The sequence below is a fragment of the Sulfurospirillum arcachonense DSM 9755 genome, assembly GCF_000597725.1.
In the GTDB taxonomy this organism is placed as follows: domain Bacteria; phylum Campylobacterota; class Campylobacteria; order Campylobacterales; family Sulfurospirillaceae; genus Sulfurospirillum_A; species Sulfurospirillum_A arcachonense.
On the sequence record NZ_JFBL01000009.1, the window covers coordinates 24,287 to 38,109 of the forward strand.

The 13,823-nt window shown below is 30.1% G+C and carries 13 protein-coding genes; 3 read left to right on the forward strand and 10 right to left on the reverse strand.

From position 1 onward, the window contains the following. Positions 1-26: 26 nt before the first annotated feature. From K354_RS0108195 to K354_RS0108210, 4 genes are read right to left on the reverse strand one after another with little or no spacing between them, the layout of a single operon-like run. Positions 27-1,253, reverse strand: coding sequence for a hypothetical protein (locus tag K354_RS0108195; RefSeq protein WP_024955020.1), 1,227 nt, complete (start codon positions 1,251-1,253; stop codon positions 27-29). Between the two features lie 11 nt (positions 1,254-1,264). Then, the gene (locus K354_RS0108200) at positions 1,265-1,522 is read right to left on the reverse strand and encodes an HP0495 family protein (protein ID WP_024955021.1); all 258 of its coding nucleotides are present in this window, start codon (positions 1,520-1,522) and stop codon (positions 1,265-1,267) included. Beyond that, a complete protein-coding gene (moaC, locus tag K354_RS0108205) occupies positions 1,500-1,973 on the reverse strand; it encodes a cyclic pyranopterin monophosphate synthase MoaC (RefSeq protein WP_024955022.1) in 474 nt (157 codons plus the stop codon). The genes K354_RS0108200 and moaC overlap by 23 nt, the downstream gene beginning before the upstream one ends. Positions 1,974-2,023: 50 nt before the next feature. Beyond that, positions 2,024-2,929, reverse strand: a complete 906-nt coding sequence (locus K354_RS0108210; protein ID WP_024955023.1) for a DMT family transporter — start codon at positions 2,927-2,929, stop codon at positions 2,024-2,026. Between the two features lie 209 nt (positions 2,930-3,138). Between K354_RS0108210 and K354_RS15345 the strand changes: the two genes are divergently transcribed. Further along, positions 3,139-4,593 carry a methyl-accepting chemotaxis protein gene (locus tag K354_RS15345; RefSeq protein WP_024955024.1) on the forward strand — a complete coding sequence of 485 codons (1,455 nt, stop codon included), beginning with the start codon at positions 3,139-3,141 and terminating at the stop codon, positions 4,591-4,593. 36 nt (positions 4,594-4,629) lie between these two features. Here the strand turns inward: K354_RS15345 and K354_RS0108220 are convergent, their stop codons facing one another. From K354_RS0108220 to K354_RS14695, 5 genes are all read right to left on the reverse strand, one after another. Beyond that, entirely contained in the window at positions 4,630-5,226 is a 597-nt protein-coding gene (locus tag K354_RS0108220) for a lactate utilization protein (RefSeq protein WP_024955025.1), read from the reverse strand. Further along, the gene (locus K354_RS0108225; protein ID WP_024955026.1) at positions 5,202-7,163 is read right to left on the reverse strand and encodes a TRAP transporter permease; all 1,962 of its coding nucleotides are present in this window, start codon (positions 7,161-7,163) and stop codon (positions 5,202-5,204) included. Before K354_RS0108225 ends, K354_RS0108220 begins: the two co-directional genes overlap by 25 nt. Positions 7,164-7,284: 121 nt before the next feature. Then, positions 7,285-8,304, reverse strand: coding sequence for a TAXI family TRAP transporter solute-binding subunit (locus K354_RS0108230; protein WP_024955027.1), 1,020 nt, complete (start codon positions 8,302-8,304; stop codon positions 7,285-7,287). A 104-nt stretch (positions 8,305-8,408) separates the two neighbouring features. Next, a complete protein-coding gene (locus K354_RS0108235) occupies positions 8,409-9,104 on the reverse strand; it encodes a response regulator (protein WP_024955028.1) in 696 nt (231 codons plus the stop codon). A 37-nt stretch (positions 9,105-9,141) separates the two neighbouring features. Beyond that, positions 9,142-11,274: a sensor histidine kinase gene (locus K354_RS14695; protein ID WP_024955029.1), complete on the reverse strand. Its 2,133-nt coding sequence runs from the start codon at positions 11,272-11,274 to the stop codon at positions 9,142-9,144. 58 nt (positions 11,275-11,332) lie between these two features. Between K354_RS14695 and K354_RS0108245 the strand changes: the two genes are divergently transcribed. Continuing rightward, a complete protein-coding gene (locus K354_RS0108245; protein ID WP_024955030.1) occupies positions 11,333-12,445 on the forward strand; it encodes an aminotransferase class I/II-fold pyridoxal phosphate-dependent enzyme in 1,113 nt (370 codons plus the stop codon). On the opposite strand, the gene K354_RS0108250 is transcribed toward K354_RS0108245, so the two are convergent. Further along, positions 12,435-13,358, reverse strand: a complete 924-nt coding sequence (locus K354_RS0108250; protein WP_024955031.1) for an AEC family transporter — start codon at positions 13,356-13,358, stop codon at positions 12,435-12,437. The genes K354_RS0108245 and K354_RS0108250 overlap by 11 nt on opposite strands. Positions 13,359-13,526: 168 nt before the next feature. On the opposite strand from K354_RS0108250, the gene K354_RS0108255 reads away from it, so the two are divergent. Next, complete coding sequence (locus tag K354_RS0108255; RefSeq protein WP_024955032.1) at positions 13,527-13,799, forward strand: RNA recognition motif domain-containing protein; 273 nt, start codon at positions 13,527-13,529, stop codon at positions 13,797-13,799. Positions 13,800-13,823 lie beyond the last annotated feature (24 nt).

Sequence of the window (13,823 nt, forward strand, 5' to 3'; positions counted from 1 at the left end):
TGTGCTTAAGCACACTCTTTATTTCATTATTTATCTTTATTTATAGCGTCTTTGGCACCTTTAAAAGCACCGTCAAGAACATTTTTAGCAACTGACCATGCATGATTTCCTAGTCTTTTTGCTTCTTTTGTAGCATTTTTTGCTTTTTCATTTTCAAATTCAAAGTTTTTAAGAGAATTGACTTTTTGACTTGCAACTTTTTCAAGTTCTTCAATTTTCTTTTCAGCTTTTTTTACAAAACCATTTTCCAAGTAAGGCCTATTTTTTAACTCTTCTATTTTTTCACTTAAAGTTTCTCTAGCTTCTGCTGTGACCCTTTTTATTTTTGCAAAAGAGTTGTTAAACTCAGAATCTAAAATTTCATTAATAATTTTTTTTGAAGGACCAGTAGAAGTTTCTTTGTCATCTTCTAGCATTTTGATGAAATCTTCTTCAATATTTATGAGTGTTTTTTTAATAGTAGATAAATCATTTTCGAAAACTTCGGAAAGCTCTTCTGGTGCAAATTTTAAATCATTTTTAAATTTATCAATTGCTTTTGCCATACCTTCTTTAGTTCCATGAATAGAACCATTGAGTAATTCTTTTGCATTTCCATGGTCTTCATCGGCTATTTCTATAGCTATTTTTATAATATTACTTGATATATCTAAAAAACGACTTTTTGTAAAATCACCTTCGTTGATAGTTTGATATGTGATATTTTTTGTGATTTCAAAAATAGTATCTTCAATATCATGTGCTTTTTCTAAAGTCGTTAAAAATGCTTCACTTGTAGTCTCTTTTAAAATACCAAGCATTTCCACTCCACGTAGTTTTGCATCATGAAGGGCAGTTAAAGAGTCTTTGGATATATCTTCTTCCATATTTTCAATGTGAGATTCAAGTATGTTAAAAGTGCTAATTATATTGTTTCTAATATTTTCTTTTTGCTCAATGATAGATTTTTCTAACTGTTCTTTTTCATAAATAGTTTTATATAAGAACTCTTCTTTATCATAACTTGCAGCTTTTATAAGACCTTCTATCACGGCATCTATATTGTGTGCATTTTTAAGCTCTTGAGTTTGTAATGCTCTTGTGTAGAGTTCAAAAAGTTCCCCTAAACGAACTTGTATGTGAGTATCATCTTTGAGTCTTTGAATTTTCTTTTTTGAAAGTTCAAAACTTAATTCACTTATAATCGAAAAAAGATTAGGTTTGTCACTATTCTCTTTAAGTGTTGCACTAAAAATATTTTGTATTGATTCCATAATAAACCTTTTTATAACACAAATTTAATTGATTGGTGTTGTTTTAATTCTTCAAAAACGCTTTTTCTATCATCATCATTATGCACTAGAGTTTTGATAGTATAGCTAACGTATTTCCCTTTTTTACTATTTTGCGATTTTTTTATAGAGTGTTCTCTCTCATTAAGTACACTTTTTACAATCTCTTTTATATCATGTTGTGTTTCAAGTATAGCTTTATATTCCCAATGACAAGGGTAAGTTAATTTAAGTTCTTGTAAATTGTCCACTTTTTCCACCACTTTTTGATTCTAATCGTACGTTTGAGATAACCATAGATTTGTCGATTGCTTTTGCCATATCATAGATAGTTAAAAGTCCTATGCTTGTTCCTGTGAGCGCTTCCATCTCAACGCCAGTTTGTCCTTTGAGTTTAGCTGTAACACTGAGTTTAAAGCCAGGAAGATCTGGTAATTCATCAACATCGCAGTTTACTCCAGTTAGCATTAAAGGGTGGCACATTGGAATTAAGTCACTTGTTTTTTTTGTTCCTAAAATCGCTGCGATTACAGCAGTTTGGATGACAGGCCCTTTTTTTGTCTTTTCACTTACGATCATATTGTAAGCTTCTTGACTCATCTGTATTTGACCACTTGCGACAGCTATTCTTGTTGTATCTTCTTTGTTAGATACATCAACCATTTTTGGTCTGTCTTTTTCATCTAAATGTGTTAAATTCATGTGGAGTTTTTCCCTCTATATATCTTTGCTGTATTATATCAATTTTTCTCTTAAGGGGTATTTTGTTTTTTTCTCTTATAATGTGGCATTTTGATATTGTTTAATAATGAAACAGCAATGATAGTCATGATGGTTCCTATAACAACATGAGCATTTAGGGATTCTTTTAAAAACACTATGCTTAGCCCTATAGCAAAAAATGGCACTAAAAATATAAAAGAGCTTACTTCATTTGTTCCTAGTCTTTCAATACCAATAAAATAAATAGAGGTTGCAAAAGTAGTTCCTACAATCGAAATAGATAAAATATTTAACCAAAATATATTGTCATATTTTATGTGTTGTACAAAAGAGAAATCAATAAAAAATATACCAGAGAGTATGGTCGTACAAAGATACATGTAAAAAATAAAAACTAAGGGAGAAATATTAGTAGCTTTTGAACTTATGATAGTAAGTACTGGCCAAAGAAGAGAGGCTAGAATAAAATATAAGTTATATTTTGTAAGCACTTGAGAAATATCTAGTGTCCAAACTCCTAGTATCATTAAAACTCCAAAAGCACCTAAAAGTAAAGCTAATAAGTCTTTTGTTGTTGTTTTCCTTTTGAAAAAAAGTGCCATTATAATAAAGGTATTAATAGGAATAAGTGTCGTAACAAATGCTCCACCAAGCCCAGCTGTTCCAAATTTTGTTCCTAAAAAAAAGTATTTCATATAAAATATGTTTGTTATGGAAGCTAATAGTACAAGTAGAGCAGTTTTTTTATCGAGTTGGAAAGATTTTCTTAGATAGAGAATTACTGGGGCAATGGTAATTGATGTTATAGCAAATCTTAAAAACATCATCTGATATTCATTAATATAGAGACTTAAAACTTTTACGTTAACCCAAGAGGCTCCCCAGCCTAGCATAGCCAAAGTAAGTAAGAAAAAAAATAGTTTTTTGTTTTGCATAGATAACCTTTATTATTGAAAATAGATTATATTATAAATTCAAATAAATGAATAGAACAAAATTGACATGAAGTTTAAATCAATAATTATTGAAAATATTGTTTTTATGTAATTTTTGTAGTAGAATAATGGAATTTAAAAAAACACTTTCAATAATAAAGAGTTTTATCTTATTATTAAATAAATAATACAATTTGAAAAGGTAGTATATGTCCAATTTAGCTTCTGTTGTTCAAAAAAGTTCCTCGTTATCTAAAGTACAATATGCAAATATAATTTCTTTAGCAGCATTTACTATTGCATTTACTTTAGAGGTAATATCAAATGGTTTTCATTGGATACAGATTATAAATTTTTTAAATTTTGCATTAGCATGGTTTATGTTTATTAACATTAGAAAAGCACAAGCAACTATACATACTATAGCAGCTATTGTAAAAGATAGTGAGCATGGAAAATTAAATGGTCGTATTGTTAATTTGAAAGAGGGCGGAGAGTTAAAACTACTTTGTTCAAATATGAATTCACTTTTAGATAACTTTGAATTAGTGACAAAAGAGACAAAAGAGACTATTCTTGCGGCTTCAAATGAAAATTTTGATCGTAAAATTTTACATAAAGATATGCATGGTGAATTTAAAGAACAAGTAAAAATGGTGAATAAAGCTGTTGAAACTATGAAAGCAACACATGCAAATGTTTCGAGAAACACTTTAAATGCAAAGTTAGCGGAAGTTGCTGGCTCATCAAATGATTTTGTTACAGTACAAAATGATTTAGTGTCTATAGTTACTCAACTCAAGGAAATGGCAATTGAAGGGGAAACATCTGCAAAAGAAGCTAGAGGAAGTTATGCAAATATACAAGTAACTATTGATAAAATAAGTTCTCTTATAGAGATTGTAACACAAAATGAGGGTAGTATCCAAGAATTGACTCATAGAATTGAAGAGATTTCTAATGTAGTGAGTATTATTAATGATATAGCAGATAAAACAAATCTACTTGCACTGAATGCAGCTATTGAAGCAGCACGTGCAGGTGAACATGGGCGTGGTTTTGCAGTAGTTGCAGAAGAGGTACGAAAGCTTGCAGAGACAACACAAAAAGCAACAGCAGAGATAGAAGTATCGATTAATCTTTTACAAAAAGAGACTTATGACATAGCTCAAAGTGCTGAACAAATGAAAGAAGATGCAGATGAGTCTAGTCAAACTATGGGTGTTTTAGGTACAACATTCAATGATCTTTTAGAACATGCTGATAAATCATCAAAAGGTATTGGAAATATTAGCTCAACCGTCTTTATAACATTGGCAAAAATCGATCATGCTATTTATAAATCAAATGCGTATAGTGCTATATATTCAGATGATAAAGAGAAAGTATTTGCAGATCATACGAGTTGTAGGATAGGAAAATGGTATGAAGGTGAAGGTAAAGAAATTTTTGGAGATACAAAAGGGTATATAGATTTTGCATTACCACATAAAAATCTTCATGATAAAGTGCTTTTATCTATGACATATCTTAAAGATTCCCAAACTAACTTATTAGAAGAAAAAGATAAATTACTCAATAGTTTTCAAAGTATAGAAGAAAATAGTAAAATAGTATTTAAAACTTTAAATGATATGTTAGTGGAGCGATTAGAAAGAAAGTAAAGAAAACAAAGGGTAATGTTCTTACCCTTTTTATTTTTAATAGCCTAATTCTTCGTTGATGAGAACAATAGTTGTTCTTCCTGGTTCATCTGCATTTATATAAGCAAATTTATTGCCAATATTGTCTAGATTATATTTAGGCTCTTTACCTAGTTCCAAGGCTTTTTTATTCATTCTATTTATATTTTTAACACTTGCAACTTCTTTGATTCTTTTAAAGCCATCCTTTAGAGTATCTACTATTTTATTTTTACCTACCAGTAAAAGTACTTTTTTAGGACCAAATATTTGAGCAGCTACTCGATTTCCACTACCATCGGCATTTACAAGTTCACCATTTCTAGTAATGGCATTACATCCAGTGACATATAAATCACTTAAAATTCCTTCACGTCTACGCTTAAGATTTTCAGCCATATCAATACCAGATTCATACTGATTAAATAAAGTTATATTTTTTAAATTAACAAGATATTCTAAAAGTCCAGTTTCTAAAACTGTAGTAGAACCACCAAGTCCAATTTTCATATCTTTTTTAACAAAATTTTTAGCTACATGTAAAGCTTCGTCTTTTGTATCTACAATAATCACTTCAAAACCATTTTTTTCTAGTTTGTTTTTAATTGATTGCATGGAAGAGCTCCTTTTAATTTATGAAAGCTCATTATACATGTAAATAGTATAAATCCTAATATATGAGTATTTGGTACTATTTCAAAATAACTTTCTAAATTAAACAGTGTATCTTGAGAGAGTAAAAGTAAACTACTAAGAGCAAATATTAAGCGTTCCCAAAGAAAGAGTTTTCTATCCCAAAATCCTTCAACAATTATAGTAAAAGCTAAAAAACCAAGCATACTAAAACCAAATACCTCAAATCTTTGCAGCCAATCCCCAGTAATAAGAGGTGAAAAAGCAAAAAGAAGAGGAACTATGTAAAGGCCTTTCCCTAAAATCCAAGATTGAAGTCCTGTTTTCATAGGATGTGTTCCTGCAATTGCAGCTGCTGCAAATGCTGCTAAACAAACAGGAGGTGTTAAATTTGAGTCTTGAGATAACCAAAAGATTATGAGGTGTGCAGCAAGAAGATATTTTGTAACTTCTGGTAAAATAACTCCTGCAGATGCAAGAGCTGCCATCTCTGGAGAAAGCATAAGACCTACGAGTGCTGGAGCACAAAGTACTGCAAGGACGACATAAGAAGCAGTTACAGGAAGACCCATTCCTAAGACTAAAGAAGCAATAGCAATTAAAACAAATGCAATAATAAGTTGGTTTTGTGACCACTCCATGATGAGTTGTGAAAAAGTTATACCAATTCCAGAGATATTAATAGCACCAACAACAATACCAACACCAACAAGTAAAACACCAGTGACAATCATATTTTGTGCACCAAGAGCTAATGCTTCAAGTATTTGTTTTATACCCATTTTTTTGTGTTTTGTTAAATGAGAAGCAGCAATAATAGCTACTATTGAGATACCTGCAGCATATGTAGGTGTAAATCCATATACAAGTAATCCAATGAGTGTTGAGAGTGGAATCAAAAAGTGAAAACCTTCTCTTAATGTTTTAAATAAAGCGACATCACTTTTTTGTACTTCTATATTATTTTTTTTCGCATGAATATGTATGTAAAAAGCTATCGAAGAAAAATAGAGTATTGCTGGAAGAATAGAAACTAAAATTATAGTAACAAAAGGAATTTGGGTGATTTGTGCCATGATAAAAGCACCCGCACCCATAATTGGAGGCATTATTTGGCCACCAGTTGAGGCGGCTGTTTCAACTCCTGCAGCAAAGATAGGTTTAAAGCCATTTCTTTTCATCATAGGAATGGTAATAGAACCAGTTGATACAGTATTAGCAACAGCACTTCCTGAAATGGTCCCCATAAGAGCAGAAGAAAATACAGCTACATGTCCTGCTCCCCCTTTAAATCTAGAGGTAACAGCACTTGATAAATCTACTATAAAATCGCCAGCACCACTTTTAAGTAAAAATGCAGCAAAGAGGATAAACATAAAAACATACGTAGAAGATATAGTAGCGATTGAGCCAAAAAGACCTTCTCCTGTAAAGTAAATTCTATAAAGAAATCTCTCTGGAGTCATTCCTGCAAAAGCAAATACACCTGTTAAAAGTTTGCCAAAGTATAAAATATATCCTATACATGTAAGCATTATAAAGGGGATAATTAAACCCGTTGTTCTTCTTGTAATCTCAATAGATAAAATTATTGTAATCACAGCAACAACTAAATCCCAAAATCTCATAGTTCCATTTGCTACTTGGTACAAAGACTCTTCAAATCCTATCATATAAACAAAAGGAACTATAGCTAAAATAGCTAAAATGATATCTATAATAGAGATGTATTCTGCATCTGATTTTTTTGAAAATCTAAAAGTTAAAAAGCCTAAAGATGCTAAAAGAGAAAAGTGAGCAGCATTAAACCATAAGTCACTCAAACCTCCTCTTATGTTTATATAAAAATGAAAAATAGAAATTGCTATAGCATAGATAAAAATAAATTTTTCCATACTTTCGTTACTGATTTTTAACATAATATTGCCTGCCTATTTTGGTAGTTTTATAAGGTATTGGGAATTTATGTAATAGCTTATAAAACTATCAAAACCATCAGATAAAAAAGAGTTTATCTGATGATTGATAGTCCGATATAAGTTATTTAGCTATTAGTCTTGCTGGGATTTCTATACCTTGTTCTTTATAGTACTTTGCAGCACCTGGATGAAGAGGTACTGGTAAGCCAGAAATTGCTTTTTTAAGGCTCATAGCTTTTGTTGCTTTATGAACAGTATTTAAAAAAGGAAGGTTTTCATACATAGTCTTTGTTAGCAGATAAACTGTTTCATCAGGAGTATCTTTAGTAACTACAAGTAGGTTTGGTTGAGCTATAGTATTGATAGCTTTGTCTTGACCTGGATAAGTCTCTTTTGGGATTATAAATCTCGTCCAAACTGGATATGCAGCTTGAATTTTTTTAATGTCCTCATCTGTAAATTCTAAATGTCTTATGTTTTTTGCACCAATTGTTGCATAGGCATTTGTGATGGCACTTGTTGGAGTTCCTGATGGGATATTCATACCATCAACTTTTCCATCTTGCATAGCAGTAGCACTTGGTCCATATCCTAAAAATTGTAAATCCATTTTTGAAAAATCTATATCTAAAGCACTTAAAATAGTTTCACCGGATACTCTTGTACCAGAATTTCTCTTACCTATGGAGAATTTTTTTCCGTATAAATCTTTCATATCTTTAATATTTCCAGTTTTTGAAACTTTGTTATATACAACAAACTGTTCCACATTTTCCCATAGCATACTTACTGAGCGAAGGTTTTTTCTAGGTTTTCCTTCATATTTAGCTTTACCTTGCCATGCCATAGATCCAAAAAGTCCTTGTAAAATAGCAAAGTCAACTTCACCTTTATCAATCATATCAACATTTTCACCACTCCCAGCAGATGTTATAGCTGAAAATGTTATTTTATTTTTCTTTGCAAGTTTTAGACTAGCAATAGTCGCAATACCAACGCCAACAGGGTAAAAAGTACCACCAGTACTTGCAGTAGCAATTATATATTTCTTTTCTTTACTTGCAGCATTTACACCTGATATTAGTGCAGCTGAGAGAGCTGAAGTAACTAAAACTTTTTTTAACAAACTAGTTGTTTTCATATTCACTCCTTGTATTTAGTCTTAGAATGATTATAAAATAAAGTTTCAATAAAGTTTCAAAAAAGTTTGTTAAAAGTAGATTTATATTTTAGTATGTAACTTTTTTACTCGATTATGTAACCTTGACCTTTTCTTGATACAATAAAATCCTGCACTTTTATTTTATCTTTGAGTCGTTTCATTACAGTTCTAAATGTACTATCTAAAGTTACTACATCACCCCATATCTGTTTTTTTAAAGTAGAGGTGTCGGTGATTTTCCCTCTATTTTGGATTAAAGTTTCTAAAGCCTGGGTCTCTTTTTTTGAAAGTTTGACCAACGAATGATTCTCATAAAGTAGTTTATTTGGCACATTATAAGTATAAATAGAATTTAGTTTTATAATGCCTTCATCTTTTCTTTTATCTTCAAGGACTTCATCTTTTGCTTTTATGAGTAATTTCATGACATTGTCTATATTTAAGGGTTTTAGGAAGTATGAAAGTACTTTTAAATCAATAGATTTTAGAAGTTTTTCTTCATCTTTATAAGCAGATACTATGATGAATTTTTGATTTTGATTGATTTTATATATATTTTCTAGCATTTCTATGCCATCCATATTAGGCATTTTTATATCGGTTAAAACGAGGTCTATTCTTTTGTTTGAAGAAAAAGAATCTTTATATATATTTAAACCTTCAATACCATCTTTTGCTACTATAACTTCATCAAAAATAGTGTTTAAATAAAAACTTAGTATTTCTCTAGCAACAGATTCATCTTCTACTAAAAGGACTTTTGTGAAAAATTGTAACATATTTTATCAACCTAAATTTTTTGTAAAATTATTATATCTAAATTACTAGCGTAAAAATGACTCCACCATTGGAATTTTTAGCATTTATAGTACCCTTCATATTCGTTTCTATAATGGTTTTAGTCATGTATAAACCAATGCCTGTACCTTGGTTCTCAAATTTTGTAGTGTAATAAGGCTCAAACATGCGTTCAAGTACTTCTTGGCTTGCTTCTGCACCATTGTTAGAAATAGTTATTATGTTTTTATTATCTTGTTTGAAAATATTAATGAGTATTTCCCCAAGTAGTGAAGGATTTTTTTCTTTTTGGCTTACTATGGCATCTTTTGCATTGGAAATGATATTTAAAATAGCTTGTTTAAATTCATTTTCATAGCCATATATAGCTAAAGATGTTCCTGATATTTTTACATGAATACTGTTTTTTTCAAGTTGTGTTTGCATAATATTTATTGTAGAAGTGATGGCTATTTTGATATCAAACAGTTCTATATTTTTTGAAGGTTTATAAAAATCTCTAAAATCATCAATTGTCTCAGACATATAAGTTATTTGCTCTTTTGCTTTGTTTACAAAAGTATTTAATTGTTCTTCTTTAAAATTTTTATTATTTATATTATCTCTAATAAAATGAATAATTAAAGAGATGTTATTAAGAGGTTGTCTCCATTGATGTGCAATTGAGCCTATCATCTCTCCCATTGCGGCTAGTTTATTTTGTTGGATAAGAAGTTTTTGTTTTTCTTCATTTTTTGCAACTTCTTTTTTAACCAATGCTTTTAAATGTTTTGTAGCTTCCTTTTTTGCATCTATATCCATACTCATCATTAAAAGTCTTTCCGCATTTCCTTCTGTATCCATAAAGATTTTACCTCGAGCTAGCATCCATTTAAAAGAGCCATCTTTAGTTTTTAGTCTGTATTCACAGATGAGATGATTCTCTTTTTTATCCTTTACATGTAGCTGTATCATCTCTTCAATATTTTTTCTATCCTTTGCATGTAAGAGATTGAGCCACTGTTTATAAGTAGTTATTTCTCCTGTTTTATATCCCAAAATGTCAAGCCATTTTTTTGAAAAAAATGTGGTACCTGTTTTAAAATTTGTATCCCAAAGTCCATCATTTGAAGCAATAACGGCTAATTCATATCTTTGTTTTAGCCGTTTTAATTGTCTATTTTTACTTGCAAATCTTCTGTTATAGGAAGAGAAAATATTTTTTATAAAAGAGGAGAAAATTATAGTAAATGAAACGAGTATCATGGTAAATATTACAATAATAAAAACATTAAAAAGATGTTTGTTTTTGTACTGCATTTTAATTTTTTTTATATTTTGCATGAGTGCTTGTTTATTTGGAGCTATACCTATATATAGTTGATACTTTTCAAAATCTTGATAAATACTCTCTTTATTTATACTATTTATAATTTGCCATTTTTTTTGATTGTTTAAATTAAATACATTTTTTTTTGCATAATCATACAACCAAAAATAAGGTTCATGAGAGTCTTTTTTATGTTTCCTAATAGAACTTAAATAAGATTTTATGAGAAGATTTTCTTGACTATCAAGTGAAGAGAATGCTCCTATCATATAATTACCATCAATACTTTTTTCAAAATAACTCAATTGTATTGTGTTGCGAAAATCATCTTTCCATGACAAAGAAGAGTTTTCCCCTTGAGAGATGATATAAAGAAGTGTTAAATCAAGATAGTTTTTATTGTTTTTGTGATTAAAGATAAGTTGTTGGATATTTGTAAGTGTATTAAGTCCATGGTATATATGAAACTCTTTATCAAAAACAACAAAGTTTATATTATTTTTTTGTTCAATATTTTTTATATGGTTTTGTATCTTTTTGTAATCACTAGAAAAACCAATTTGGATACCTTTAAGAGTATGCACACTTTTTTTTAATTCTTGGTCGCTTTGTGCAAGTTGCATTTTTATTGTTTTGTTAATAGAACTTATATACTCATCTAAAATATTTTGATTTATAAATTTTTGTTTTTGATTTAAAAGTTGAATGTCGCTTTTTTGTTTATACTGCGTGATAAAATAAGAAGTTATTACAAAAATAGTAGCAAGTAGAAGAAGAAAGATAGGCGGAATATATGTGAGTAATTTGCCTATGTCATTAAGACTATAGAGTTTTTTTTGCATCTTACAGCGATCCTCTTTTTGATATAATAATTGTATCTAAAAAAAATCAGGAACATTCATGCGCTCACAAAATATGACTTCTTTTATTGTAATGGATATAGTAAGAGAGGCTAAAAAGTACGAAGATAGTATACATTTTGAAATAGGACAGCCAGATCTTCCTCCTTCAACTCGCGTGAAAAAAGCTTTACATGTAGCTATCGATGAAGATAGGTTTTCTTATACAGAGAGTCATGGTTTGTATGAGTTAAGAGAAAAGATTGCTAAACATTATCATGATACTTATAAGGTCAAAGTTGAGCCTTCTCAGATATTTTTAACACCTGGAACGAGTGGGGCATTTTTGATTGCTTATGGGCTTACTTTAAAACACGCTTCTTCTCTTGGTCTTTCCGATCCATCGTATCCTTGTTATAAAAACTTTGCACATATGATGGATATAAAACCAGTTTTTATGCCTATTGGCAAAGAGGATAAATACCAGTTACATGTAAAGGATTTAAAACAGCATACACTTGATGCCGTACAAATCTCATCTCCAGCAAATCCTACAGGCAATATATATGAGAGTGAGAATTTAAAAGAGATTATAGAGTATTGTGATAAACAGAATGTATCTTTTATCTCTGATGAGCTTTATCATGGTCTTACTTATGAAAGTGATGCACATTGTGCTTTGGAGTATAGCTCAAACGTATATGTAATAAACGGATTTTCAAAGTTTTTTTGTATGCCTGGAAGTCGTCTGGGTTGGATAATAGTGCCAAAAGAGAAAGTAAGAGCTGCAGAAAAAATAGCGCAAAACCTTTTTATATCTGCACCAACTTTAAGTCAATATGGGGCACTTGAAGCTTTTGATAAAAAACATTTAGAAGAGGTAAAAGAGGAGTTTAAAAAAAGACGTGATTATCTGTTTACTGAACTTGGCCAAGTATTTGAGATAGATGCAAAACCGCAGGGTGCTTTTTATCTTTGGGCAAATGTTTCAAAGTATACAGATGATAGTTTTGAGTTTGCAAAAGAGCTTTTGGAAAATATTCACGTTGCAACTACTCCAGGGGTTGATTTTGGCTCAAACCACACAGAGCAATATCTTCGGTTTGCTTATACAAGAGATATTACTCATATGAGAGAAGGCATAGAACGCCTCAAAAAGTATCTTAAGGCATAAACCAAGCAATCATAAATGGAATAGTAAATATAGAGAAAATATTACTGATAATAACAGCCAATGATGCTTTTTGTGGATGAACATTTAATAAAGAGGCCATTGTTACAGTATTTGCGGCCATTGGTACAATGGCATAAATGAACATAACTTTATACAAATCGGTAGTGAAAAAATTAAAAAATGTTGCATCAAGCCAAATAATTAAAAGAGTGATAAGCGGATAAATTATAAATTTTATGCCAAAAGCATATCCCATAAATACAGTATCAATTTTTATTTGTGATAAACCTTGTAATCCCATACCAATCATCATCATACCTAAAATTGCATACGCTCCTTTAAAATAATTAAGATAATTTACTAAATCGTGGCTTAATTCTAGTTCAAAAATATTACAAAGTAAGCCTAAACTTAGAGCATAAATAGAAGGAAGTTTTGCAACTTTCATAAGACTTTGTTTGATACTATAGTTGCCTTTTGCTACAATAAAAAAGCCAACGGTACTTCCATAAATAAAAGAGCCTAAAACAGCAAAAATATAGATGTTAGCCAAGTCTTCACTTAAAAGCATAATAGCCAATGGAATACCAAAGTAACCAGTATTACCAGTACCTGCAGAAAAAGCTAAAATATTTTTTGTATTGTCTTGAAATATATGTTTTCCAAAAATAAGTGTAGATATAGCTAAGGCACTACTGAGAATAAAAAGAAGTATAGGTAGGGTTATAACAGCAAGATTGAGATGTACTTTATATGCTGCCATAAAAATGACAACAGGTCCTATAATATAAATTAGTAAAGAAGCCATACCCTCTCGTCTAGCTTGAAAAAAATGTACCATGATATAACCTAAAAATATAGTTATATAAAGCGGTAAAATCTTTAATCCTAATGTCATAGTTAAAGCAAGCACTAGTGTCCCTTTTTGTTACATAAAATAATTCACAAGTCGTATTTTACCCATAAAAATACAAAAAGCATAATTTTTATGATATAATCAACACTTAGAAATTCCTTTGTATCGTTAAGCATTTTTTGTGTGGTGATTATCATTGGTTTTGAAAATTTAAGGAGAAAGTAAATGAATATTTACGTAGGTAATGTTTCTTACCAAACAGACGATAGCAGATTAGTAGAGCTATTTTCAGAATTCGGCGAAGTTGCTAGTGCAAGAGTTATAAATGATAGAGAGACTGGAAGATCAAAAGGTTTTGGTTTTGTAGAAATGGCTAATGATACAGAAGCTGCTGCAGCAATTGAAGCATTAAATGAAAAAGAAATTGATGGTAGAACTTTAAGAGTTAATGAAGCTAGACCTAGAGAAGAGCGTCCAAGACGTGCTCCTAGATACTAATAATAAGTAACTAATAATATAAAG

What these genes read in the sequence shown, in the direction of transcription:
- K354_RS0108195 (WP_024955020.1), bottom strand. Translation starts at nt 1,253, where the DNA reads ATGGAATCAATACAAAATATTTTTAGTGCAACACTTAAAGAGAATAGT.
- moaC (WP_024955022.1), bottom strand. Translation starts at nt 1,973, where the DNA reads ATGAATTTAACACATTTAGATGAAAAAGACAGACCAAAAATGGTTGAT.
- K354_RS0108210 (WP_024955023.1), bottom strand. Translation starts at nt 2,929, where the DNA reads ATGCAAAACAAAAAACTATTTTTTTTCTTACTTACTTTGGCTATGCTA.
- K354_RS15345 (WP_024955024.1), top strand. Translation starts at nt 3,139, where the DNA reads ATGTCCAATTTAGCTTCTGTTGTTCAAAAAAGTTCCTCGTTATCTAAA.
- K354_RS0108220 (WP_024955025.1), bottom strand. Translation starts at nt 5,226, where the DNA reads ATGCAATCAATTAAAAACAAACTAGAAAAAAATGGTTTTGAAGTGATT.
- K354_RS0108225 (WP_024955026.1), bottom strand. Translation starts at nt 7,163, where the DNA reads ATGTTAAAAATCAGTAACGAAAGTATGGAAAAATTTATTTTTATCTAT.
- K354_RS0108230 (WP_024955027.1), bottom strand. Translation starts at nt 8,304, where the DNA reads ATGAAAACAACTAGTTTGTTAAAAAAAGTTTTAGTTACTTCAGCTCTC.
- K354_RS0108235 (WP_024955028.1), bottom strand. Translation starts at nt 9,104, where the DNA reads ATGTTACAATTTTTCACAAAAGTCCTTTTAGTAGAAGATGAATCTGTT.
- K354_RS14695 (WP_024955029.1), bottom strand. Translation starts at nt 11,274, where the DNA reads ATGCAAAAAAAACTCTATAGTCTTAATGACATAGGCAAATTACTCACA.
- K354_RS0108245 (WP_024955030.1), top strand. Translation starts at nt 11,333, where the DNA reads ATGCGCTCACAAAATATGACTTCTTTTATTGTAATGGATATAGTAAGA.
- K354_RS0108255 (WP_024955032.1), top strand. Translation starts at nt 13,527, where the DNA reads ATGAATATTTACGTAGGTAATGTTTCTTACCAAACAGACGATAGCAGA.